23 protein-coding genes and 2 pseudogenes are annotated in these 25,761 nt (G+C 35.4%); 9 read left to right on the plus strand and 16 right to left on the minus strand.

The features are described 5' to 3' along the window. The first annotated feature begins 16 nt into the window (after window positions 1–16). From lysA to A9G37_RS06900, 4 genes are read left to right on the plus strand one after another with little or no spacing between them, the layout of a single operon-like run. Window positions 17–1,414, plus strand: coding sequence for a diaminopimelate decarboxylase (lysA, locus tag A9G37_RS06885; protein WP_065575037.1), 1,398 nt, complete (start codon window positions 17–19; stop codon window positions 1,412–1,414). 52 nt (window positions 1,415–1,466) lie between these two features. Next, window positions 1,467–2,873, plus strand: coding sequence for an APC family permease (locus tag A9G37_RS06890; RefSeq protein WP_034913748.1), 1,407 nt, complete (start codon window positions 1,467–1,469; stop codon window positions 2,871–2,873). A gap of 25 nt (window positions 2,874–2,898) precedes the next feature. Further along, a complete protein-coding gene (locus A9G37_RS06895) occupies window positions 2,899–4,005 on the plus strand; it encodes an alanine/ornithine racemase family PLP-dependent enzyme (protein ID WP_034913744.1) in 1,107 nt (368 codons plus the stop codon). 54 nt (window positions 4,006–4,059) lie between these two features. After that, window positions 4,060–5,466, plus strand: a complete 1,407-nt coding sequence (locus A9G37_RS06900) for an amino acid permease (RefSeq protein ID WP_065575038.1) — start codon at window positions 4,060–4,062, stop codon at window positions 5,464–5,466. 177 nt (window positions 5,467–5,643) lie between these two features. Here the strand turns inward: A9G37_RS06900 and A9G37_RS06905 are convergent, their stop codons facing one another. The 13 genes and pseudogenes from A9G37_RS06905 to aas form a co-directional block, all read right to left on the minus strand. Then, the gene (locus A9G37_RS06905; protein ID WP_065561484.1) at window positions 5,644–6,246 is read right to left on the minus strand and encodes a MarC family protein; all 603 of its coding nucleotides are present in this window, start codon (window positions 6,244–6,246) and stop codon (window positions 5,644–5,646) included. A 163-nt stretch (window positions 6,247–6,409) separates the two neighbouring features. Next, a complete protein-coding gene (rplS, locus tag A9G37_RS06910; RefSeq protein WP_034913735.1) occupies window positions 6,410–6,760 on the minus strand; it encodes a 50S ribosomal protein L19 in 351 nt (116 codons plus the stop codon). Between the two features lie 31 nt (window positions 6,761–6,791). After that, complete coding sequence (gene trmD / locus A9G37_RS06915; RefSeq protein ID WP_065575039.1) at window positions 6,792–7,544, minus strand: tRNA (guanosine(37)-N1)-methyltransferase TrmD; 753 nt, start codon at window positions 7,542–7,544, stop codon at window positions 6,792–6,794. Between the two features lie 16 nt (window positions 7,545–7,560). Continuing rightward, on the minus strand, window positions 7,561–8,091 hold the full coding sequence (gene rimM, locus A9G37_RS06920) for a ribosome maturation factor RimM (protein ID WP_065575040.1): 531 nt from the start codon (window positions 8,089–8,091) through the stop codon (window positions 7,561–7,563). Between the two features lie 23 nt (window positions 8,092–8,114). After that, a complete protein-coding gene (gene rpsP, locus A9G37_RS06925; protein ID WP_065575041.1) occupies window positions 8,115–8,363 on the minus strand; it encodes a 30S ribosomal protein S16 in 249 nt (82 codons plus the stop codon). A 225-nt stretch (window positions 8,364–8,588) separates the two neighbouring features. Beyond that, the gene (locus A9G37_RS06930; RefSeq protein ID WP_065575042.1) at window positions 8,589–8,963 is read right to left on the minus strand and encodes a DUF956 family protein; all 375 of its coding nucleotides are present in this window, start codon (window positions 8,961–8,963) and stop codon (window positions 8,589–8,591) included. Between the two features lie 145 nt (window positions 8,964–9,108). Beyond that, window positions 9,109–10,020 carry a PTS system mannose/fructose/sorbose family transporter subunit IID gene (locus A9G37_RS06935; RefSeq protein WP_065575043.1) on the minus strand — a complete coding sequence of 304 codons (912 nt, stop codon included), beginning with the start codon at window positions 10,018–10,020 and terminating at the stop codon, window positions 9,109–9,111. A 16-nt stretch (window positions 10,021–10,036) separates the two neighbouring features. Then, window positions 10,037–10,831, minus strand: coding sequence for a PTS mannose/fructose/sorbose transporter subunit IIC (locus A9G37_RS06940; RefSeq protein WP_065575065.1), 795 nt, complete (start codon window positions 10,829–10,831; stop codon window positions 10,037–10,039). Window positions 10,832–10,857: 26 nt separating this feature from the next. Continuing rightward, window positions 10,858–11,394 (minus strand): annotated as a pseudogene (locus A9G37_RS13595) (PTS system mannose/fructose/N-acetylgalactosamine-transporter subunit IIB); the annotation flags it as partial. A gap of 56 nt (window positions 11,395–11,450) precedes the next feature. After that, window positions 11,451–11,832, minus strand: a pseudogene (locus A9G37_RS13600) (PTS sugar transporter subunit IIA); the annotation flags it as partial. A gap of 156 nt (window positions 11,833–11,988) precedes the next feature. Further along, a complete protein-coding gene (gene murQ, locus A9G37_RS06950; RefSeq protein ID WP_034913711.1) occupies window positions 11,989–12,885 on the minus strand; it encodes an N-acetylmuramic acid 6-phosphate etherase in 897 nt (298 codons plus the stop codon). Continuing rightward, a complete protein-coding gene (lplT, locus tag A9G37_RS06955) occupies window positions 12,872–14,059 on the minus strand; it encodes a lysophospholipid transporter LplT (protein ID WP_034913708.1) in 1,188 nt (395 codons plus the stop codon). The genes murQ and lplT overlap by 14 nt, the downstream gene beginning before the upstream one ends. Window positions 14,060–14,074: 15 nt before the next feature. Further along, the gene (gene aas, locus A9G37_RS06960; RefSeq protein ID WP_034913703.1) at window positions 14,075–16,216 is read right to left on the minus strand and encodes a bifunctional acyl-ACP--phospholipid O-acyltransferase/long-chain-fatty-acid--ACP ligase; all 2,142 of its coding nucleotides are present in this window, start codon (window positions 16,214–16,216) and stop codon (window positions 14,075–14,077) included. A gap of 189 nt (window positions 16,217–16,405) precedes the next feature. Here aas and A9G37_RS06965 point away from each other — a divergent pair, with 189 nt between their 5' ends. Beyond that, on the plus strand, window positions 16,406–17,380 hold the full coding sequence (locus A9G37_RS06965; protein WP_034913700.1) for an ornithine cyclodeaminase: 975 nt from the start codon (window positions 16,406–16,408) through the stop codon (window positions 17,378–17,380). A 70-nt stretch (window positions 17,381–17,450) separates the two neighbouring features. Here the strand turns inward: A9G37_RS06965 and gpsA are convergent, their stop codons facing one another. From gpsA to A9G37_RS06980, 3 genes are read right to left on the minus strand one after another with little or no spacing between them, the layout of a single operon-like run. Then, on the minus strand, window positions 17,451–18,467 hold the full coding sequence (gene gpsA / locus A9G37_RS06970) for an NAD(P)H-dependent glycerol-3-phosphate dehydrogenase (RefSeq protein ID WP_442903142.1): 1,017 nt from the start codon (window positions 18,465–18,467) through the stop codon (window positions 17,451–17,453). Between the two features lie 40 nt (window positions 18,468–18,507). Further along, window positions 18,508–18,984: a protein-export chaperone SecB gene (gene secB, locus A9G37_RS06975; RefSeq protein ID WP_065575046.1), complete on the minus strand. Its 477-nt coding sequence runs from the start codon at window positions 18,982–18,984 to the stop codon at window positions 18,508–18,510. Window positions 18,985–19,008: 24 nt separating this feature from the next. Next, window positions 19,009–19,449 carry a rhodanese-like domain-containing protein gene (locus A9G37_RS06980; RefSeq protein ID WP_065575047.1) on the minus strand — a complete coding sequence of 147 codons (441 nt, stop codon included), beginning with the start codon at window positions 19,447–19,449 and terminating at the stop codon, window positions 19,009–19,011. 1,147 nt (window positions 19,450–20,596) lie between these two features. On the opposite strand from A9G37_RS06980, the gene glnA reads away from it, so the two are divergent. The 4 genes from glnA to A9G37_RS07000 all read left to right on the plus strand — a co-directional run bounded on the left by glnA (window position 20,597) and on the right by A9G37_RS07000 (window position 25,761). Continuing rightward, window positions 20,597–22,006 carry a glutamate--ammonia ligase gene (gene glnA / locus A9G37_RS06985; protein ID WP_034912563.1) on the plus strand — a complete coding sequence of 470 codons (1,410 nt, stop codon included), beginning with the start codon at window positions 20,597–20,599 and terminating at the stop codon, window positions 22,004–22,006. A gap of 72 nt (window positions 22,007–22,078) precedes the next feature. After that, a complete protein-coding gene (gene glnL / locus A9G37_RS06990) occupies window positions 22,079–23,128 on the plus strand; it encodes a nitrogen regulation protein NR(II) (protein ID WP_034912566.1) in 1,050 nt (349 codons plus the stop codon). Between the two features lie 11 nt (window positions 23,129–23,139). After that, window positions 23,140–24,594: a nitrogen regulation protein NR(I) gene (gene glnG, locus A9G37_RS06995; protein ID WP_034912575.1), complete on the plus strand. Its 1,455-nt coding sequence runs from the start codon at window positions 23,140–23,142 to the stop codon at window positions 24,592–24,594. Window positions 24,595–24,807: 213 nt separating this feature from the next. After that, window positions 24,808–25,761 (plus strand): siderophore ABC transporter substrate-binding protein, encoded by a 954-nt coding sequence (locus tag A9G37_RS07000; RefSeq protein ID WP_141671112.1) that lies wholly within the window; start codon window positions 24,808–24,810, stop codon window positions 25,759–25,761.

The raw sequence follows: 25,761 nt of genomic DNA on the forward strand, positions 1-25,761 counted from the left end.
ATTAACTGGAGGCTATATGTCCGACAAAATTATGTCAAATTATAACAAATTACGTACTGATCTTGTAACTAAAGATCGTCGTTTTAGCGCTGAAAGTGGCAAACTTTGTTTTGATGGTGTTAATTTAGAAGAGTTAGCCAAAAAATATCCAACGCCTTTTTATGTGTTTTCTGAAAAGGAGATTGATCGTAATGTGCAAGAAATTAAGGAGGCATTTAAAGCTCATCCAAAAACAAAAATTTTCTATGCATCAAAAACTTGTTCAGTAATGGGTGTTCTTAAAGCGATTAAAGATGCAGGAATTTATGCCGAAGCGAACTCAATGTTTGAAGTGCGTAAATGTTTAGATATCGGTTTCTCTGGTAGCCAAATTGTGTTTAATGGTGTTGTTAAAAAGCCAGTGGATTTAGAGTTTGCTATCCAAAATGATCTGTATATTATCAATGTAGATAGCTTATATGAGCTTGATATTATTGATGAGATTTCAAGACGTTTGAAAAAGGTAGCAAATGTTTGTGTGCGTGTTGAACCAAATGTTCCGTCAGCAACTCACGCAGAATTAGTCACTGCTTATCATGCTAAATCAGGTATCGATTTAGAACAAGCAGAAGAAACATGTCGTCGTATTTTAGAAATGCCATATGTTCATTTACGCGGTTTACATATGCACGTTGGTGATCAAGTTCCAGAATCAGAGCCTTTTGCTAAAGCTACGAAAGTTTTAGTTGATGAATCACGTCGCTTAGAAGAAGTGCTTGGTATTAAATTTGATTTAATCAACGTAGGTGGGGGGATCCCTGTTCCTTATAAATATGATGAAGAAAATGGTAATCCATTAGAAGATAATATGTATGCAGGTATTACTGCACAAGATTTTGCTGATGCTGTTATTAGTGAAGTACACAAATGGCGCACTGATGTTGAAATCTGTATTGAGCCAGGCCGTAAAGTAACAGGCTCAGCAGGTGTGCTTGTAACTGAAGTTGCCTGTGAAAAACGTAAAACCAATTATGATTTAGATGGCAATATTGAAGAGCATGTTGAGTGGAAATTTGTTGATGCTGGTTATAGTGTGCTATCTGATAGTCAACATTTTGATTGGTTCTTCTATGTTTATAATGCTTCAAAAATCAATGAAACACATGATGAGTACATCAAATTGGCTGGTCCTTTATGTGATGGTGGTGACTATTTCCATGTTGGTGTTAAAGGTGAAGAATTCTTAATGCCAAAAGACACTCAAATCGGTGATATTGTTGCTTTCCTTGATGCTGGTGCTTATACCATCGAAAGCCAAACTGTTTATAACAATCGTCCTCGTACTTCTGTTGTAATGATAGATAAAGAAGGCAAGGATAGATTGATTCGCCGTGAGGACACTTACGAAGATATGGTTGGATACGACATATATTAATCATCAATATCTGGGGCATTTTATGCTCCAGATATTATAAAGTGAGGTTATTATGAGTGATTCTAAAGATTCAAGTCTACTTGGTATTAAAGACATTGTTTTTATGAATGTCATTGCAATACTAAGTTTGCGTCAAATTCCTAATGTTGCTCCTTATGGGGCGTCAGCAATGGTACTTTGGTTACTTGCTGCATTTTGTCTTTTCTTCCCATTAGCTATGGTTTGTGGCGAACTTTCAACAGGTTGGCCAAAAGATGGTGGAATTTTTGTTTGGGTAAAAGAAGCATTTGGTAAACGTATCGGTTGGATAGTTGTTGTTTGCTTTTTGTTCTCTTGCGTTCTTTTCTTCCCGTTAATGTTGCAATTTGGTTTTACTGCAATTGGGTATATGTTTAGCGCTGAGTTAGCTCAAAATCAAGTATTTATTGGTGTTGGCTCTATGGTGGTATTCTGGATTTTAACACTGATGAATATTAAAGGGATGCAATGGACTAAAATTATTAATAGTGTGAGTGCATGGCTTGGTGTATTTATTCCAGCCGCTATTATTGTGCTATTAGCTGTTGTATGGTTATTCACAGGGCATCCTATGGCTACAAGCTATAGTCATGTTAGTGATTGGTTACCTGATTTAAGTAGTTGGGATACTATTGTTTTTCTATCTAGCATGATGTTCGCATTTGCTGGTCTTGAGGTGGCTCCGATGATTGCAGGGCGTACACGAGATCCACAACGAGACTTTCCAAAAGCAATGTTGGTTTCAGCTGTGGTTATTGTTGGTATTTATATGGTCGGAACATGGGCTATTAATACTTTATTACCAGCAGCCGATACTGATATCGTAGCGGGTGTTATGCAAGCAATGGAAGCTGCAGCTAAAGAATTGCATATGCCTTGGTTATTACCAGTAATGGCAATTTGTTTGTTTTTTGGTGCATTAGGACAAATAAACTCATGGTTAGTTGGTCCGATTTATATGCTACAAGAAGCATCAAAAGAAGATAATTTGCTTGGAGAACGCATCGGTCGTTTACATCCAGTATATAAAACACCAGCCTTTGCGTTAATTATTCAAGCTGTTATTGTTACAGTACTTTGTTTTTCAACTTTTGTGTCGCCAAGTATTGCAGCAGCATATTGGATGTTAACAGCGTTAACGACAATTTGTTACTTTATTCCGTACTTAGTGATGTTTATTGCATATTATCGTTTACGTATTACTCAACCAGATGTTGCTCGTAGTTTTAAAATTCCGGGTAAGGTGTTGCCAATTGTGTTACCAGCACTTGGTTTCCTATCTACTCTATTTGCTGTGGTATTAGTGTTTATTCCACCTGCGCAAATAGATATGGGGGGGTATGTCGAATATATTGCTAAAATTGTTGGTGGTGCAGTACTTGCCATTGGTTTAGCTGAATGGATTTATTATCGAGCACAAAAACGTAACCGTTTGCAGTAGTAATAATATATAGAGGAGTAAAATTATGTACAAACCTATATTAGAAATTGATTTACGCAAATTAAGAAATAATGCTCGTGTTGAAAAAGATCTATTAGCTAAACACGGTATTGAGGTTATGGCTGTTAATAAAGTTTTTGATGGTTGTGTTGAAACGGCCAAAGCAGTACTTGAAGGCGGTATTGATGTGATTGCTGAATCAAGAACATACAATTTAAAGAAATTAAAAGAAGCTTTAAATTGTAAAACCTGCTTATTGCGGAGCCCTTGTTTAAGTGAAATTAGTGATGTTGTTAGATATGCTGATATTAGCTTAAACAGCGAAAAAGTAGTAATTCAGGCACTTTCTGATGAAGCCGTTAAACAACAAAAAGTTCATCAAGTTTTATTAATGGTTGATATGGGGGATTTACGCGAAGGTATTTGGTTTGAACATATTGATGAAATCATTGATACGGTTAAACTTATTCTTTCTTTACCCGGTGTTGAGCTCTATGGGCTCGGCACCAATTTTAATTGCTATGGTACTGTACTACCTACAGTTAAAAATGGAGTAGACTTTTTAAAAATAGCGCGTAAAGTAGAGCAAGTTTGTAATATTAAAATAAAGTATTTATCGGCCGGTAATTGTACCAGTTACCACTTATTGGATAAAGGTATTTGGCCAGAAGGATTAAATCATTTGAGAATTGGTGGTTTACACGAGTTTGGTATTGAATATGTGGATATGAAATATCTTGACGAGTTTCATCATTCAAATAAACCCGTTGATAAAGCATGTAGTAATATTTATAAATTATATGCGCAAATCATTGAACTCAATAGTAAACCAACAGTTCCTGTTGGTGAATTAGGTGTAGATGCTTTTTTAAACAGTAAAACCTTTGTTGATAGCGGTACACGCAAACGAGCACTTCTTGCCTTTGGACGTCAAGATGTGCCAGCAGAAAGCTGTATACCCATCAATGATGATATTACTGTATTGGGTCAAACCAGTGATCATACCTTGGTTGATATTGAAGATGTTACTCAAACACTTCGTGTTGGCGATGTTATTGGATTTGAGCTTGATTACACTGCTTTACTAATGGCTTGTCAAACTAATGGTGTAGAAAAACGGTTTATTTATTAATTTGTGTTAACTGCTGGGTAACCAGCAGTTTTTATTAATTACTAGGCGGTTTATATGACAACATCTGAATCACAAGAAAACCCTTATCCCAGTAGTAATTTAAAGAAAAACCTAAAAAATCGTCATTTATTGATGATTTCATTAGGTGGATCAATTGGTACTGGATTATTTATTGGTATTGCAGCTCCACTTAGCACAGTTGGTCCATTAGGAACAATTATTGCTTATTTAATGGCAGGAAGCATAATGCTTTCAACAATGTTATGTTTAGGTGAACTTTCTTGTGCATTTCCTCATGCAGGTTCATTTCAACACTATGCGTTGATGTTTATACCCAATCCGATTTGGAGTTATACCATCGGTTGGTTGTATTGGCTTAGTTGGGTACTATCTATGGCGGCAGATTTAACCGCTGCTTCAATGATTGCTCACCAAACCTTTCCTTCGATTCCTATTTATCTTTTTAGTCTATTAATTCTAATTGTTCTTACTTCAGTGCATTTAACCTCTGTTCGTGCATTTGGAGAAAGTGAGTATTGGTTTTCAACTATTAAGGTTCTTGCGATTATTGCATTTATTGGGGTGGGGATTTATTTACTTAATCACCAATATAGCGAAACGCATATCTTACCAACATTTAAAACCGAAAAAGGGTGGTTTCCTAATGGTTTTTTAGCCATATTGGTTTGTATGACTATCGTGACCTATTCCTTTCAAGGCGTCGAATTAATTGGTAGTGCAGCTGGTGAGGCGCAATCTCCACAGTCTGTGTTACCCAAAATTATTACTGGTGTTGCTTTTCGCATTATTCTATTTTATGTTCTGGCTATTGCTGTTTTAGCCCTTGTTTATCCATATGGAACGGTTCATTCTGAAATTAGCCCATTTGTGTGGGTATTTAATAAAGCAGGAATTTCAATAGCTTCGTATTTAATGCTTTTTGTTATTTTTTGTGCGGCAATATCGGCGGCTAATTCTGCAATTTATGCCAGTTCAAGAATGCTGTGGTCTATGGCACAAGATAAACTCGCACCTCAATATTTTTCAGACGTAAATAAGCGTGGAGTGCCCACAAAAGGTATTTTATTTATTGCTATTATTGCGCTAGTTTCACTATTTTCTAAATATATTGCCGCTGAAAAATTGTATATTTATTTAGTAGCGGGAACAGGGCAAGTGGGATGTTTTGCATGGATTATTATTGCTTGGTGTCAATATCAGTTCCGTAAGGGAGTAAATAACGGTAAATTTCCCAAAGGGATGGTAAAGTTCAAATCGCCATTATTTCCTTGGCTAGCAGGGGTTTCTATTATTGTTAATATTGTGATTATTATTGGTGTTTGGTTTGGGGAGTCAGGACATTTTATTTTATTATCAGAAGTTGTTTTAGTAATAATTATTTTGGTTTCTTACTTTTTTTATAAGAAACGAAATTCTTTAATAATAAAAACGTTAGATTAATTTTATTGACCTACTAATTTGTTTGTAATCACCTAATAAATCAGTTTAGGTGATTACATTTAATTTTTAAAATCAGATTATTAATGTTTTTACTATTTGTGATTTATCTTTATTTTAAAGCACTAAATTAAGTGCGTTTGCTTGGTATAATCTTGATTAAATCCTTTTTGATACAAGTTATTTTAGAAAAGCTGATACACCCGTAAAAACGACTTGCGCAGCAATAGCTGATATTAGTAACCCAGTAAGTTTTGATAAGATAGCAATACCTGTGTTTTTTAATACTTTAGCAATACTTTTTGCACATAATAGCATTGCATAAATTCCTGAAGATGCAATGAATAAAGAAACAGCGCCAATCATATTGGCTGCAAAGCCTACGGAGCTTGTTCCCATAACAATGATAGTACCAATGGAAGCGGGTCCCATACAAAGTGGAATTGCAAGGGGTACAACACTGATATCGTCATCACTGTTAATTTTGTTCTTTTCTGGAGAATCATTCATTAGTGACACCGCAGTGATAAATAGCAACGCTCCAGAACCAATTCGGAATGCATCAAGAGTAAAACCAAAGACACTAAACATGGTATTACCAAAAAAGAATAGCACTATACCGATGATAAATACGGCACAGGATGTTTTGAGTGCTGTTTTGCGTCTAAGCTGTTCGTCGTATTGTTTTGTGCCACTTAAAAATGCACTTAAAACAGCAGGAGGTGTCATTAATGCAAATAGCTTTACAGTTGTGGCAAGGATATTAACAAGATAGTCATCCATAGTGTTACCTTTCAAAGAATAACAATTAAATTCCCTTTAATTTTGTTAATATTATTAGTTGCTAGGGAATGATTTTTGTTAGATACAAAAACGGTCACCAAAAAGGTGACCATGTTTAATCTGATATTTTTTAATTGGTTTTAGACAATTAAACCAATAAAATTTAGTTAAGGCGCTCTTTGATACGAGCTGCTTTACCACGAAGTTCGCGTAAGTAGTAAAGTTTAGCTTGACGTACTTGACCACGACGTTTCACAGTAATTGAATCAACAATTGGTGAGTGAGTTTGGAATACTCGTTCAACACCTTCACCATTCGAAATCTTACGTACGGTAAATGCAGAGTGCAAACCACGATTACGAATGCCAATAACAACACCTTCATAAGCCTGAAGACGTTTTTTGTTACCTTCAACAACCCATACTTTTACTTCAACCGTGTCACCAGGGCGAAAAGACGGGATGTCTTTTTTCATTTGTTCTTGTTCTAATTGCTGAATAATTGCATTTTTCATAATATTATCTCTTACTAGTTATACTGAAATATTAATTGCTTAGTTTGTCACTGTATTCTTGTTGGAATTCAGCGAGTAAACATTGCTCTTCATCAGTCAGAGCTAGATTTGCAAGAAGATCTTCTCTTCTTAACCAAGTTCGTCCTAGTGATTGTTTTAATCGCCAGCGACGAATCGCTTCATGGTGACCAGACATTAATACGTCAGGTACCGCCATTCCATCTAACACCTCAGGACGAGTATAGTGTGGACAGTCAAGTAAACCGTTAGCAAAAGAGTCTTCTTTTGCCGATGATTGGTGATTTAGCACGCCAGGAATAAACCTTGCTAATGCATCAATCATGGTCATCGCAGGTATTTCACCACCACTTAACACGTAGTCTCCAATTGACCATTCTTCGTCAATTTCGGTTTGAATAACGCGTTCATCTATACCTTCGTATCGTCCACAAATCAAAATTAAATTTTGATTTTGTGACAATTCACAAACACCTTGTTGGTCTAATTTGCGCCCTTGTGGGGAAAGATAGATTACTTTTGTATTGTTACCTGACACTGTTTTTGCCGCATGAATTGCATCTTTAAGTGGTTGAACCATCATTAACATGCCGGGACCACCACCATAAGGCCTATCATCGACTGTTTTATGCTTATCATGCGCAAAATCGCGAGGGTTCCAATATTCTACTGTTAACAACCCGTTTTTAACGGCTCGACCAGTTACGCCATAACAGGTAATAGCTTGAAACATTTCGGGAAAAAGGCTAATTACGCCAATCCACATAGTTTTACCTTACCAATTAAAAAGCAGGATCCCAATCGACCACAATCATTTTTGTTGTTAAATCAACTTGTTTTATAAATTGATTATCAACAAAAGGGATTAAACGTTCTGTTGCTCTAAATGCATCTTTTAGATTTGCTTTAACCACTAATACATCGTTAGATCCGGTTTCCATCAAATCAGTTACCAGTCCTAAATCATAGTTATTAACTGTTTTAACTCGGCACCCAATGAGATCTTTCCAATAAAAATCACCATTGCTAAGTTTTGGTAATTTTTCTGCATCAACAAACACTTCAATATTGGTTAATGCAATGGCTTGATCACGATCATCAATGCCTTTAAGTTTTACAATCATATCATGATTATGCGGTTTAAAGCTCTCTACAATTACCTCTTGCCATTGCCCAGCATGCTGGATATACCAAGGAGTGTAATCAAAAATGCTATCTGGGAATTCTGTAAACGAAAAAATTCTGAGCCATCCGCGAATGCCGTAGCTTGAACCAAGTTTACCAACAACAATAAGATTCTCAGTATTCATCATTACAGTGATTATCAATTACTAAATTAAGCAGCTTTTTGTGCTTGTTTAATTAGTGCATTAACACGATCAGAAACAGTTGCACCTAAACCAACCCAATGATTTACGCGATCAAGATCTAAACGTAATTCTTCTGCTTTACCTTGTGCAATTGGATTAAAAAAGCCAATGCGCTCAATAAAACGGCCATCACGTGGGTTACGGCTATCAGTGACAACTACTTGATAAAAAGGGCGCTTTTTAGAGCCACCACGAGCTAAACGAATAGTTACCATAACATCCTCTTAAATTAAAAAATAATCTTTTTTCTGCCCAACACGGACAAAATCAAAGCCCCTGAATTATACTCTTTCTAGCAAAAAGTGCAATGGCTGTTTGTTGATGAAGCGGTGTTATATTGATTGACTTAAACTAACTTAAAAAAGAATAGAAAAAAATGATACTAACTATAATTTATTTAATTTAAGTGGAAATCGATAAATATAATAAAATAGTGATTTTTATTTTTTGTTCTTTTTGTGAAAAAAAGCTCTCTTTAAAACATCAAAAAAGCCAAGTGAGCGTACCATTTTTTGCCCGTCAACATAAACTCGAATGGCTTTTAATACCTTCTTGGGCTCTTTAGATGCAAAGGTGAATGTGCCGTTTTTTTTTGTTTGTATTGAATAACGAGGGATCCATCTACCACCTAACAATACAGAAGCAATCACATAATCAATTTCATTCCATGGTATTTGGATATATTTGCGTGGATCGTGTTGATGATAAAACTCGAAGGCTTTGTCACCAATTATTATATTGCCGTATTCAGATAAGCCTGTAAATGCGGTTGCTTTCATTGTTAAATCAACTTTAGTATTTAATGATTGAACCATCTACCCGATATCCATGCAAAGTTCGAATGATTAATGACACCTTTTTATCACATGGTGTGATAAAAAGGTTAATGTAATAGTAAATAGAAAGTTGGCACTATTTTAAAATATCATACTTTCTAAATATATAGGCATAGCTATATGTTTATAAAAGACCGATTACATGGCCAACAATACCTACTATAAATAATCCCAAAATAATTAGGATTGGTGATACTTTTTTACGAAGTAACCACATGCAAAAGAAAGTCAATAGTAAGGGGACAAGTCCAGGTATTAACTGATCCAAGTTATTTTGTAAGGTGGTTACCTTTTGTTGAGTTAGTGATAATCCGCTTTGCATTTGAATTAATGCTTGTTGAATGCCTTCAGCACCTACTGGTAATGTATTCCAATCAATAAAAGCACCATTGTCTAGCTTGACAGTAGATACGACTGGTTGGAATTTAATTGATACCCATCTTTGTACTAAGGCTGCCAGTACAAACATTCCTAAAATAGAAGCTCCTTTGGTGATTTTTTGTAGTAATCCGCCTGATAAATTATCGGTTATTTTAGAGCCTGTACGGTAACCAAATTCTTGGGTATACCACATGAAGCCCCAACGAATAATATTCCATAATAAGAAGAATAAAATTGGTCCCAAAATATTACCGCTTAGTGCAAGTGAAGCGCCAAGAGCGCCGAGCATTGGACGTACGGTAAACCAGAATACAGGATCACCCACACCCGCTAATGGTCCCATCATCCCAACTTTTACCCCTTGAATTGCTACGTCATCAACAGCAGCTCCATTAGCTCGTTCCTCTTCAAGTGCAAGAGTTACCCCAAGTACTGGAGAAGCTAAATAAGGGTGAGTATTAAAAAATTCTAGGTGACGCTTAAGAGCAGCAGAGCGATCCTCTTTGGTGGTATATAATTTTTTGATAGCAGGGATCATTGAATAGACCCATCCACCATTTTGCATACGTTCATAGTTCCAAGACCCTTGGAGGAAGGTTGAACGCCAAGCAACCGCTAAACGATCTTTTTTGTTTAATTGGATTCTATCAGTCATTTTCTTCTCCAAGTTTTTAGTAATCATTTAAAATATCATCTAGTGGATCACCTTTGCTACCACAATTGGATGAATTGCCACGTTCAGAAAGATTGAGGTAAATTAGTGCTAATGCTATACCTAAAGCGCCAAGTGCAATCAGTGTTAATTGTGATATCGCTGCAACGACAAAACCAATAATGAAAAATGGCCATACTTCTCGGTTTGCCATCATATTGATTACCATTGCATAACCAACAGCAACAACCATTCCACCACCAATAGCCATTCCTGTTGTTAGCCATTCTGGCATTGCTTCTAGTGTACTTCTAACAATTTCAGCAGGAATAAAGAGTAATGCAGCAGCTGGGATTGCGATACGTAAACCTTGTAAACAGATACCTAAAATTTGTAACCATTCAATTTTTTGAATATTGCCTTCCTCCGCTGCCGCATCCATCATGTGTACTAATGGAACAGCAATAGTTCGTACAATCATGGTTAAGAATAGCCCTGCAACGGCAAGTGGAATAGCTACAGCTATAGCGGTAGATACACCAGCTATACCTTGGCCGCCTAATACTAAAATAATTGATGAAGCAACCGATGCTAAAGCTGCATCAGGTGCTACTGCCGCCCCAATATTGGCCCAACCGAGTGCAATCATTTGCAACGACCCGCCTAATACAACCCCCGCTTCTAAATTACCTGTTACAAGTCCAATTAAAGAACAAGCCACTAAAGGTTGGTGGAATTGAAACTGATCTAAAATACCTTCCATACCAGCTAGAAAGGCAATAACTATCACTAAAATGATAGCAATAATTGGCAATGTCATAATATAACCCCTTAAATAAACTAATTCTTTTGTTGCGCCAATTCTTCTTTCGCTTTTTTCAATAATTCGTCCATATTACTGCTAGAGTCATTAGGTACTTTGCGAACATCAAATTTCACATTTTTTGTTTTTAATTTTTCAAATGTATCAACATCATCAGCATTCATTGACAGCACTTTATTAACCATAACCTTTCCTACGGAATGGGCCATTGAACCAATATTAAGTTCATTGATATCAACACCGCCCTCTATGGTTCGTAGCACATCTTGTGGATTTTCAAATAGAAGTAGCGCTTTGGTATTACCAAAACGAGGATCGCGTGAAACTTCAATAATTTTTTTAACTGGAACTACATTTGCTTTTACACCAGGAGGCGCTGCTTCTTGGATGAGTTTTTTTCTTAATTCATCTTTTGCAACCGAGTCAGAAACAACAATAATCCGGTTCGGATTGGTTGATTTTGTCCATGCTGTCGCCACTTGCCCATGTAATAGGCGTGAGTCAACACGAGCTAACACAATTTTCATTTTACCATCTCCAAGTACTGTTCCTTCGGGGATAGTATTTGCGTTTTTAGTAGAAGTAGAAGATTGTATTGGTATTTCGACTGTTGTTCGAACACCTTCTTTGCTTGGTTCAATAATTGCGGTAGCAATTTCTTTCGCCGTTTCCATTGAGAAACGAGATGAATAGGCTTCAATTAACATTGGTAAATTTAAACCAGCAACAATAGCCCAATTACTATGTTCACCACATAAATTGTTAGCTTGATTAAATGGTGTTCCTCCCCATAAATCTACTAAAAACAGGACTTCTTCTTGATTAGCAAATGTCGCAATCGCTTCAAGCATTCGTTCTTTTAAACTTTCAGGACTATCACTTGGGTGCAAGGTAACAGCTTTAACATTTTCTTGCTCTCCAAATATCATCGATCCTGATTGTAGAATACCTTCCGCAAACTCACCATGAGTTGCTAGGATGATTCCAACCATATAACGACCTCCTAATTTTTTATATTAATTGCATAATATATAAAATAAAAATATCTAGTTATTTTACAGAAAAAAATAAGTTAAAAATTATGTGAGCATCACATTTTAATAAAAAACTTAATTTTTTATTGTTTATTAAAGTAAATTTAGTCTATCTTACAGTGTTTGACGAATAAAACCATTTTCTTTTTTTAGTCTCACTCTGGCTTGCTCTGCATTTAAACCTGAAAGAATCATCAAAATAGCAGTTTTACAATGCTTATTACTTTCGGTTAATGCGGTAATGGCTTTTTCTCGAGTGCAATCGGTAGCCTGCATAACAATGGATATTTGCCGTTCAACAAGTTTGGCGTTGGTAGCTTGTACGTCAACCATCAAATTACTATAGACTTTGCCGATTTTTATCATGCTGGCAGTGGTTAACATGTTGAGGACTAATTTTTGTGCTGTGCCCGCTTTCATTCTGGATGAGCCAGTAATTACTTCTGCACCAACGATTGGTGTAATAGCAATATTGGCTAAATTAATCATTGGAGCTAATGGGTTACAGCATAAGCTAATCACTGTTGCTCCAATTGATTTAGAATATTGCATAGCACCTATTACATAAGGTGTGCGCCCACTAGCGGCAATGCCAACTAAAACGTCATTTGAGCTAAAATTAATGTTTTTTAAGTCAGTAATTGCCAATTCTGGGTTATCCTCGGCGTTTTCAACCGCCTTAAAAATGGCTGTTTTGCCTCCAGCAATTAAGCCAATAACTTGTTCTGGTGAAGTGCCATAAGTTGGTGGACATTCACTTGCATCTAAAATACCTAATCGGCCTGAAGTGCCAGCACCTATATAGATTAGTCTACCTTGATTTGAGAATGCTAAACTAATCGCATCAACGGCTTTTGCGATATTGGGTAATTCTTTTTCAATAGCCAATGCGACTTTTTTATCTTCATTATTGATGATTTGTAGCATTTCTAATGTTGAACAGTTATCTATTTTTTCGCTATTAGGATTACGACTTTCTGTTAGCATCGCTGATAGATTAATGTGATTCATTATTTTTTAACCCTAACCATAATAAAAATATAACTAAAGCAAATAAGCTCCCAAAACCAACACCGATAGCAGTAACCGATAAATTTAAAGCAACGGCTAACGTATAAAATCCTAACATTACCATCATTGCAGTATATTCGCTTAAATTTTGCACTGAAATAACACTACCAGCACCAACTAACTCTTTACCTATTTTTTGAATAAAGGCATTTAATGGCACTAAAAAGAACCCACCTAATGCACCAATAACAATAAGTAGTATATAAGATGAAATGATATGGCTTTGTAATGTAAAAGCGATTACAGCTATTCCCATCATTATTCCTGCTGGAATACAACGTAATGTGTTGTTAATATTAATAAATGTACTAGCTAGACCTGCGCCAATAACAATACCGATAGCAACGATTGCATTAAGGTTTGTTGGTGTTGCGTTGTCATGAATATTTAAGATAGCTGGAACCCAACTAATTAATAGAAAACGTAAAGTAATACCAGCTCCCCAAAATAAACTGGTACCCAATAGTGTAAATAAAACACGTTTATTATTGCATATGATTTCTAATGTATTAGTAAAATCGTTTACCATATTGATAAATTGCCATGAAATATTTTGCCGTGCAGCAGGTAATTTAGGAATAAAAAAATTAGCAATAACAGCTAGCCCATACACTAACACGCACACAAGTAAGGAAGCGCTCACATTAAGATCGGCAATATGACCACCAGCTAGCGAACCAAGTAAAATGGCGGCAATGGTTGATGCTTCTATTAACCCATTTGCTTTAACTAAATTATCACCTGTAGTTAGTTCGCCTAAAATTCCATATTTAGCGGGAGAGTAGGCCGCAGCACCTATACCAACTAAAAAGTAACCAACAAAAGGACTTATATTTAAACAAATACAACCTGCACCTAATAATTTGATGCTATTTGAAATCATCATTGCTTTGCCTTTTGACATGCTGTCAGCAAATTGCCCCACAAAAGGTGAAAGTATGATAAACGGTGCGACAAAACTAATTTGTAATACCGATTGGCTCCATGTTGGATAATGTAAATTCTTAATGAAAGCTAAAATAGCAAAAAAGATTGCATTATCAGCAAATGCTGAAAAAAACTGCGCAAGCATGGTTGCAACCATGCCTTTGCTTAATAGAGAATGTTGTTTCATGTGACATCCTTTAGTTTATTCGTCAGCCATTTTTCGTAAAGTAATAAAATCAATTTTACCTGTACCTAGTAGTGGTAACTCTTTTACTATACGAATATCACGAGGAACGGCTAATGCTGGAATGCCCAATTCTTGAGATGCTTGATTAAGTTGCTCTCGATTTAATTTTGTTGAGGTAGTAAATAAGACAATTGCTTCCCCTTTAGCTGCATCGGCTTTGACTGTTGCACCGTGCATTGCATCAGAGTCAACTTTTTTTGCTAAGGATTCAACACTTTCTAATGAAACCATTTCACCGGCGATTTTTGCAAATCGTTTCAAGCGTCCTTTAATTGTCACAAACCCCTCACTATCAATAGCAACGATATCGCCGGTATCATACCAACCTTTTTCGGCTTGTCCATTTTCATCAGCTGCTACTGGTTCTTCAAGTTTGCCGGGATTTTCCACCCGTAAATAGCCTTTCATCACATTAGGTCCTTTGACTTGCAATTGGCCGCCATCGCTAATGCCTGGAATGTGAATTAATCTTGATACCATGCCTGGAAGTAATCGCCCTACAGTACCAGCTTTAAATGCCATAGGAACATTAAGCGCTACAACAGGTGCACATTCGGTAACGCCATAGCCTTCTAAAATACGAATACCATATTTATCTTTCCATTGTTCTCGTACTGCATCTGATAATTTTTCGGCACCTGCAACAACATAGCGTAAACGCATAAAATCATATGGGTGCGCATAACGGGCATAGTTTGCCAAGAAAGTTGGCGTACCAAATAAAACCGTACAATTTTGGTCATAAATAATTTCAGGGACCATACGGTAATGTAATGGATTTGGATATAAAAATGTACGGCTACCTGAAAATAGCGGTAAAAATAATCCTGCTGTAATACCAAAAGCATGGAATAATGGTAGAGCCGACATGAAGCGATCTGCAGGGGTTGGATCTATAACCGTTCGAATTTGTTCAACATTAGCAAGTAGGCTTCCATGACTATGAGCAACACCTTTAGGGTTTCCCTCTGAACCAGAGGTAAACAGTACTAGTGCTTCGTCATCGCTTGATTGTTGGTATTTAATTAAGCGTGGAATATATTGATGCACTGCAACATAAAGCTTATCTTTTAAAGTTAAGTTTTTACGCAAATCTTCAAGAAAACACCACTTAACGTCTTTGATTTCTTCAAGTAGATAATCAAGTTTACCTTTTCTAATAAATTTGCGTGAAGTAATAATCGTTTTGATTTCAGCAGCAGTAATGGCACAGTTTAAGCCTTTTGTTCCCGCAGTATAGTTAAGCATTGCTGGAATTCGATTTTTTACGGACAAACCAAAAATAGTTGCAACAGTAATGGTTGCATTGGGTAATAAAACACCAACTCGCTCTTTATTTTTAGTAATTTTGGCAATAATACAACTAACACCTATAATTTGTTTTAATAAACTGCGATAAGATGCTTCTTGAGTTGTTGGGTCTTGTACCATTCTTGATTTCACGCCATAGCGAACTTGTGCTTCTAATAATGCTTCAAACAGCGTTAACTTTGGACGACTTGCCATGCGTGCGTTCATCATAATTTGATGAAGTTTTTCACCTGCAATATAACGCCTTTCACTAGCTTTAGGCGCATCGGGCATTGGAATAGATGTAGGGTTAAGTACATGAATGGTTATTTTAGGGAATAAACGACGTTTAAATAAACCTTTTAAACGACTAGTTAAAGTAAATTCAGCACCTTCGATCCACACTGGTACAATGGTGGCTTGAGAGCGAGCAGCAACAAAAGCAGCGCCATCATAAATTTTCATTAATGAGCCAGTTATAGTAATTCTTCCTTCAGGGAATATGACTATCGGGCGGCCTTTTTCAACTTCGCGAACTAATCGCTTTATTGCCATTGGACTAAGCGGGTCCATTGGCACAAAATCAACATAACGCTTTGCTAAGCGGACTAACCAATGATTAATATAACCCGAATAAATAGCAAAGACTGGTCTTACGGGTAAAAATACGCCAATTAGAATACCATCAAGGAACGATACATGGTTAGGTGTAATAAGAAGTCTATCTTGTTTTAAATTTTCTAAATCGCCATTAATTCTTACATGGAATAGGATCTTTAAGGAAAATTTTAATATTTTAAATAACATCTGATATTCTCAAATATCGTGCAAAATTACACATTGTAATAATAGTGAAAATATAGTGGATATACAAGAACTGAAGTTTTTGTTATATAAAACAGTTTTTTATGGTTTAATTGACAATAAATCTTGATCTAAAAAATAAATAATAGATACTAAAGTTCAGAAAATATAGAAAATCAATAAGGAATAAAAATGCTTATTTTAACGGCCAATGATATTGAAAGATTTTATACAATGAAAGATGCAATAGCTGCAGATAAACAAGCTTTGAAAATCTATAGCCAAGGAAACAGTGATGTGCCGTTACGAATAAATTTTGATATGCAAAAGGGACAATGCTTGTTTATGCCCGCACATCTTAAAGGTAGCGACATTGTGGGTATAAAAATTGTTTCGGTATTTCCTGACAATCCTAAATTGGGTAAACCATCAGTACCTGCTCAAGTTTTAATGTTAGACCCGCAAACAGGTGAAGTCTGTGCTATGTTAGATGGCACTTTTGTCACTCAGCTTCGTACAGGAGCCGTTCAAGGTGCAGCAACCGATTTGCTGGCGCGTAAAAATGCTAGTCGAGGAGTGTTGATAGGTACTGGTGGGCAAGCTGTATCTCAATTAGAGGCAATGTTAACTGTTCGTTCACTTACTGATGTCGCTATTTTTGATATTGATACACAAAAAGCGGAACAATTTACAGAAGAGATGAAACATCGTTTTGCTCATTTTTCTACTAATTTTTATTTTTCAAAAAATTTGGATGATGACATTAGTCAGGCTGATATTATTACTTCGGTTACAACCTCAAAAGTTGTGACATTTAATGGCGAAAAAGTAAAACCTGGCACGCACGTTAATGGAGTGGGTGCTTATACACCAGAAATGCATGAAATTCCAGAATGTATTGTTGAAAAGGCGAATATTCGTGTAGTTGATACTAAAGAAGGTGTATTTGCTGAAGCAGGCGATATTATTGATCCAATTAAACAACAATTGGTATCAGAAGATGATTTTTTAGAGTTAGGAGATTTAGTGATAGATCCAACCCAATGCCGTCTAAATGAACAGCAAATTACGCTGTTTAAAACTGTTGGTACAGCTGTATTAGACGTGTATATTGGCTACGATATTTATCTTAAAGCAAAAGAAAAAGGAATTGGTACGTTTTTATAATACTCAGATATCAAGTTAGTATAATTTCGTGTCAAAAAGTTTCAGGTAACTAGGTGTTTGAGTATAAAAATTAACTTTTTAGTTCTTCTTTTTTTGAACGCCTAAGTAATGCCACCGCTGCTTGTTTTGGATCTTTATTTTCATAAATAACTTGATAAATTTGTTCAGTGATTGGCATATCTACATGATATTTTTGAGCTAATAACCAGACTTCTTTTGTATTATTGCGACCTTCAACAACTTGGCCAATAGCATCTTGAGCTTCTTGAATGGATTTATTTTGGCCAAGTAACATTCCAAAACGACGATTACGGGATTGATCATCGGTACATGTTAAAACCAAATCACCTAATCCAGCCATTCCCATAAAGGTTGCTGGATCTGCCCCCAATACTGCACCTAAACGCATCATTTCGGCAAGTCCACGTGTAATTAGCGCTGTTCTAGCATTGGCGCCAAAGCCAAGACCATCAGATAATCCAGCACCAATAGCGATAACATTTTTAATTGCACCACCAAGTTGCACTCCAATAAAATCTTTGCAGCTATAGACTCGGAAGCTTTTGCTACAATGAAACAAAGTTTGCAGTTGATTTAAAAAATGCTCATTAGTTGATGCTACAGTTACTGCTGTTGGTAATCCAGATGCGACTTCTTTAGCAAAAGTTGGGCCAGAAATGACCGCTAATGGAATCTGATTGCCCAAAATTTCCTTTGCAACATCTTGTAATAATCGGCCAGTATTAACTTCAAGTCCTTTTGTAGCCCAGACAATTTTTGTATCTTGGCGTAAAAAAGGTTTGATTTGAGTCAAAATACTTGCAAAAGCATGACTTGGCACCACAATAAGTAAAATTGGTGCTGCTGAAACTGCCATTTTTAAATCAGTTTCAATTTGTAACAGATCTGGGAAAGGAATATTCGGTAGAAACTGTTTATTTTGTCTATCATGCTGCAAAATGGTCATTTTATCAGGATTGTGCCCCCATAATAAAGTTGAGTGACCATTCCGAGCCAGCAAAATAGCTAAAGAGGTTCCATAAGATCCAGCGCCAATTACTGTTACTGCAGCATCTTTTTTCATAATCATCTAATAAATTTATTATCAGTTAATTGTAATACAATGACTATTGTAGTGTTTCTTTTGATTCAGCTTCAGCTTGTTGTTGCTGAATATAGTTCATAAATAGTGCTTCAAAATTTACTGGTTCTAAATTCACTTGTGGGAATGTACCTTTATTTACTAAACTTGAAATTACTTCACGAGCATAAGGGAACAAAATATTTGGACAATAAGCACCAACACAATGTTGAATTTGGCCTTCGTCAAATCCAACAAGTGAGAAAATACCCGCTTGAGTAACTTCACAGATATACACAACTTCGTTTTGTTGTTTTACTGTTACAGTGACGCGAAGTACAACTTCATATACATTTTCACTTAAAACTTGCGAAGATGAATTTAATTCAAGATTCAGTTCTGGTTGCCATTGTTTAGTAAAAATTTCTGGAACATTATTAGTTTCAAATGAAACATCTTTAGTATAAATACGTTGAATAGCAAACTGTGTTTCTGGTTGTTGTGTATTGTTTTGTTCTGTCATGATAAAACCTTATTTTTTATAATATTATTTTCTAACTAATGGTAAATTCTCGCCGTTCCATCCAGCAATACCGTCTTTTAATACAAAGACATTTGAAAAACCTTGTTTAACAAGTATTTCACCTATACCTGTTGATGATAAACCATTCTCATCAATTAAAATAATGATATTTTCTTTAAACTTTTCAATTGTTTTTGCACTTGCATTTTTAATATCGGTAGGCAAAATGTTATGAGAATCTGTTATATGTCCTTTTTTGAAACTATCAGCAGTGCGAATATCAATAATAACTGCTTCTTGTTTATTTACCATATGGATTGCTTGGGCATTATTGATAACTTTAACTTTAGATAGTTTGCCTTTAATGGTTAGTACAATGATTGCGACAAATAGTACAATCCAACCTAGGGACAGTAAAAGATGATTTTTTACAAAAGGTAGAATTTCGAGTGTTATAAAGTCCATACTTGTATAATTACCTAGTTTCTTCAATATAAGGAGTGATTATAGCGATATTATGCACTGAAATACAGCACCAATAAGAAAATCTTGCAATTTTATAAATAATATTTATTTAATTTTAAGGGATAGGTTAATGAGATTGAAACAATTTATTTTTTTGGTATATATTGTATTTGTCATTATTTTTCCTGTTGATGCTGAACATACAAAGTTCTCTTGCTTGGTTAATAATAAATGGATATGACACAAATCAAGATGTATTTAAGGCAATTAATCTTTATTATTCTTATCGTTATTTTAATCGTTTGATGAAGATTTAATGACTGAAAATATCTTTCGCACAAATTATTTTGTGTTTCAACAAAAACAGTTAAATTTACTGTTTGTCGATATTATTTCCTGACAGATCTAATACATTAATAGAATTCAATGATTATATTGATCAGATAAAAAATTAGAGATTGAGATATAAAAATAAAACATGCTGATTTTTTCGTCCCTTTTTAATTTTGATGCAAAGTTAACTTGTCGTGATTATACCACGCCAAGTTATTTTCAATATGGACGTTGTGATATTGATGATCATGGGTAAACAAAAACGATTAAAGGCATTTATAAAATAGAAGGGAAATATGTAGCGCTCAAAAGTATTTGACTAAAAAATGGCTATGGCTGAATTTAAATTGATTTGTTATTGAGGAACAGGCTGTAAGCAAATAACGATCATTAACCCAGAAGATGATATGTATTACGACGTAGTATTTATTTCAGAAGAAACTATTAAAAATGATTGGAATAAGATAACGTTCTATTAAATTGTTTCTAGTGATCGAGAGCCATTGCCTGTATAGTTTTGGGCGCATTACTGGCAGATTGCCTACGACTGGTAATTTATCATTGCTATAAGTGTAAATATTGTAGATTTAGATAATAAACGGCATTCAAAGTATTATGGATGATTTTGGTGCATTAAGTTGGTGCCTTTCTAACCATTATGGTGCAGAATTAAGATCTATGTTACTATTTATTGTACATACATTCATGAATGTACCGTTAAAAAATTGGCATTAAATTTGCATACGTTATAGCAATTTGGTAAGAATACCTTAAAAACTGAACAATTATTATTTGTCCTCAATGGAGAAGATACATGTCTATACTAAAAGTTTTAACACAAATTAAAGAAAATGAGGTTAAGTTTGTTGATTTACGTTTTACCGATACAAAAGGTAAGGAGCAACACGTTACAATTCCTGTTAGTCAAATTGATGATAGCTTTTTTGAAGATGGTAAGATGTTTGACGGTTCATCAATTGCAGGTTGGAAAGGTATTAATGAATCAGATATGGTGCTAATGCCAGATACATCAAGTGCTGTTATAGATCCTTTTTTTGAAGATGTGACATTAAATCTCCGTTGTGATGTTTTAGAGCCTGCAACATTACAAGGATATGATCGTGACCCACGTTCAATTGCTAAACGTGCCGAAGAATTTTTAAAATCATCAGGTATTGCTGATACAGTTATTTTTGGCCCTGAACCAGAATTTTTCTTATTTGATGATGTTCGTTTCGGTTCACCAATGTCAGGTAGCTTTGTACATATCGATGATATTGAAGCTGCTTGGAACTCAGGTACTAAATATGAAGATGGTAATAAAGGCCATCGTCCTGGTGTAAAAGGTGGTTATTTCCCACTTCCTCCGGTTGATTCATCACAAGATATCCGTTCTGAAATGTGCTTAATTATGGAGCAACTTGGCTTAGTGGTTGAAGCTCACCACCATGAAGTTGCAACAGCTGGCCAAAATGAGATTGCCTGCCGTTTCAATACATTAACTAAAAAAGCTGATGAAGTTCAAATTTACAAATATGTTGTACAAAATGTGGCACATGCTTACGGTAAAACTGCGACATTTATGCCAAAGCCTATGTTTGGCGATAACGGTTCTGGTATGCACTGTCACCAATCACTTGCTAAAGATGGCGTAAATCTTTTTGCTGGTGACAAATATGCTGGCCTTTCTGAAATGGCATTATTCTATATTGGTGGTATTATTAAACACGCTAAAGCAATTAATGCATTTACTAATCCTGCAACTAACTCTTATAAACGCCTAGTTCCAGGATATGAAGCACCAGTTATGCTTGCATATTCTGCTCGTAACCGTTCTGCATCAATTCGTATCCCAGTTGTTACTAGTCCTAAAGCGCGACGTATTGAAGTTCGCTTCCCAGATCCAGCAGCTAACCCATACTTAGCATTTGCTGCTCAGTTAATGGCTGGTTTAGACGGCATTATCAATAAGATTCATCCAGGTGATGCCATGGATAAAAACTTATATGACTTACCACCAGAAGAGTCTAAATTAATTCCTCAGGTTGCGGGGTCACTTGAAGAAGCACTTAATGCATTAGATGCAGATCGTGAATTCTTAACACGTGGTAACGTATTTACTAACGATACTATTGATGCATACATTGATTTAAAACGTCAAGACGTTGATCGTGTACGTATGACACCACACCCAGTTGAGTTTGAAATGTACTATAGTCTATAAACTATATAGTAATTTAACCTATCAAACCACCGTTAATTTGCGGTGGTTTCTAATCAGGACGGAAAACCAACGATGACATTTAATAATGAATCTGATGCTAATCTTGTTCTCGATTCTATGATTACAAGTATTTTATTACTTGATACTAAACTTAATATTTTGTATGCCAATATTGCTGCGCAGCAATTATTAGCACAAAGTTCAAAAAAATTATTAGAAAGTTATCTTCCTGATTTGCTGGGATACTTTTCTTTGGATATAGATTTAATGCTCAGTACATTAGAGCAAAATCAAGGTTTTACAGATAATGAAGTCAATTTAGTTATCAATAATGAATTACATATTTTAACATTGACCGCTCAACTATTAGTTAATGGACAGATTTTAATTGAAATGACTCCATTAAATAGCCATAAACGTCTTAGCCAAGAACAATTGCAACAAGCGCAACAGAGTGCAGCTCGTGAATTAGTTCGTGGACTAGCTCATGAAATTAAAAATCCACTAGGAGGGCTTCGAGGCGCTGCTCAATTATTATCACGTGAACTACCTAAAAATGAATTGCAAGATTACACAAAAATTATTATTGAACAAGCGGATAGGTTAAGAAATCTGGTGGATAGGTTATTAGGCCCACAGCAACGATTACAGCAAAAAGAACAAAGTATTCATCAAGCAATAGAACGTATCTATGCTTTGCTGTGTTTAGAAAAGACAACCAATATTAAAATTCTGCGTGATTATGATCCAAGCTTACCTGATTTTATTCATGACTCTGAACAAATAGAACAGGTAATTTTAAATATTGTTCGTAATGCTTTGCAGGCTATCGGATCCAATGCTGGTACAATTATTATCAGGACAAGAACTGCTTTTCAGATTACTTTACATGGGCAGCGCTATCGTTTGTGCGCTCGTATTGATATTGAAGATACTGGGCCTGGTGTGCCTGTTCATATACAAGATACTTTGTTTTATCCCATGGTGAGTGGGCATGAAGGAGGTACAGGTATTGGACTTTCGATTGCAAATAATATTGTTGATCAACATCACGGTAAAATTGAATTTAATAGTTGGCCTGGGCATACTCAATTTTCTGTCTATTTGCCAATTAGGCAGTGAGGTAAACGAAAATGAATGTTTGGATTGTTGATGATGATAGCTCTATTCGATGGGTATTAGAAAAAGCATTAACTAATGCTCATTTTAACTGTGTTAGTTTTGAGAGTGGTCAACAAGTTATTGATGCATTAGATACATATGTACAAAAACCAGCTGTACTAATTTCTGATATTAAAATGCCAGGACTTGATGGTTTAACATTGCTTCATCATATTAAAGAGCAAATGCCGAATTTGCCAGTTATTATTATGACTGCTCATTCCGATCTAGATGCAGCAGTAAATGCCTATCAAAAAGGTGCTTATGATTATATTCCTAAACCTTTTGATGTGGACGAAGTTATTCAATTGGTTGAACGTGCGATTTCACAAACTCAAAGTAATAAAACCAATAATAATACAACAAGTAAAGCATCGACCGGCATTATTGGTGAAGCACCTTCAATGCAGGAAGTTTTTCGTATTATTGGTAGGCTTTCCAAATCATCAATTAGTGTATTGATTAATGGTGAATCAGGAACGGGGAAAGAATTAGTTGCAAAAGCATTACATATCCATAGCCCTCGCTCACAATCCCCTTTTATTGCACTAAATATGGCAGCCATCCCTAAAGATCTTATTGAGTCAGAACTTTTTGGACATGAAAAAGGAGCGTTTACTGGAGCGGCTCAAATTAGGCATGGAAGATTTGAACAGGCGAATGGTGGTACATTATTCCTCGATGAAATTGGTGATATGCCACTTGATGTTCAAACCAGATTATTAAGGGTGCTTGCCGATGGGCAATTTTATCGTATTGGCGGTTATTCTCCCGTCAAAGTAGATGTCCGTATTATTGCAGCTACTCATCAAGATTTACAAGCTAGGGTTCATGAGGGTAAATTTAGAGAAGATCTTTTTCATCGTCTAAATGTAATTCGTATCTTATTACCACCGCTACGCGATCGAATTGAAGATATACCAAAACTATCAGAACATTTTTTACATACAACCGCCAAAGAATTGGGGGTAGAAAGTAAAGTATTCAGTTCTGAAGCTTTAAATGTTTTATGTCGCTTTAATTGGCCAGGTAATGTTCGTCAACTTGAAAATATTTGTCGCTGGGTTACGGTGATGTCTTCAAATAAAGAAGTTTTAGTTCAGGACTTGCCTCCAGAATTATTGCAATTATCGACAGCTAAAACAGTGGTTACAAATGAAAATACCACATTGCCTACAAGCCACTTTTCTCAACAAGAAGTTGATTGGAAAGTATTGCTGGAACAATGGGCAAAACAAGCTCTAATAAATGGTAAAACAGGAATTTTGACTGAAGCAATAAATGATGTTGAACGAATCTTATTAAGAAGTGCGCTTGATTTTACTCGAGGCCATAAACAAGATGCTTCTCATCTGCTAGGCTGGGGGCGAAATACCTTAACTAGAAAACTTAAAGATTTATCCCTTGATCACACTAAACAACTCTAATTATCAATATTAATTATGCTATCGAATAAAAATCGATAGCTTTTTAATCCGTTCATTTCAGAGTTATTTAATCTATTTCTTATCACATATTAGTTTTTTAAACATTTAAAGTACATTGAATAGAGCAAAGTTTTTAGTTACAATCATAATGTAAATGATAATTATTATAATTATCGTTTTTGTTTTTTATTTGGTTGATAATTAGGAGCTACAATGTATTCATATATCAAAGTGAAATTTTTAGTTTTACTTGCTGTTTTGCTTGTTTTGGTTGGATGTGACAATAAAAAAGAACAGCAAACTGCTGCAAATACGCTTACCATTAAACATACTCAAGGTGAAACCGATGTGCCTGAAAATCCTAAAAAAGTTGTTGTTTTTAATACTGCAACACTTGATATCATGGACGCATTAAATATTCCTGTGACAGCAGTGCCTCAATCAGATGTGCATTATCCAACTTTTTTATCTAAATATGAGCGCAAAGACTACACTAATGTGGGCACTTTATTTGAGCCTAATTATGAAGTTTTAAGTTCAATTCAGCCAGATGTTATTGTTGCTGGAGGTCGTGCTACTGATGCTTATAAAAAATTGAATGATATTGCTCCGACGATTTCTTTAGATATTGACCCAAATAACTTTTTAATCAGTTTAACTCAAAGAACAGAACAATTAGGCTCAATCTTCAATAAACAAAATGAAGCTAAGAAACTTATTGTCGATTTTAATCAAAAAATCGAACAATTGAAAACTAAGACAACTACGGCTGGCACAGCACTTGTGATTATGGTTAATGGCGGTAAAATGTCGGCTTATGGTTCAAAATCTCGTTTTGGTTTTGTGTTTGATGTACTTGGTTTTCAGCCTGCAACCACTTTCCAAGAAGCTAGTCGTCATGGTAATGCCGTTACCTCTGAATTTATTTTGAGTGTTAATCCGCAGTGGATATTTGTGTTAGATAGAGATAATGCAATTGGTAATAAAGAAGCTCAGTCTGCACAACAAGTACTTGACAATGAATTGATCCGAAAAACTGCGGCATGGCAACAAAACCATATCGTTTATTTAGATTCTTCTTCCATGTATATTGCTGGTGGTATCCAAACCTATAGCCATTTGATGGACCAAATAGATGCCGCTTTGCAAAGTGAACCAGCACATTAA

The sequence above is a fragment of the Gilliamella sp. GillExp13 genome, from assembly GCF_001690815.1.
Classification (GTDB): domain Bacteria; phylum Pseudomonadota; class Gammaproteobacteria; order Enterobacterales; family Orbaceae; genus Gilliamella; species Gilliamella bombi.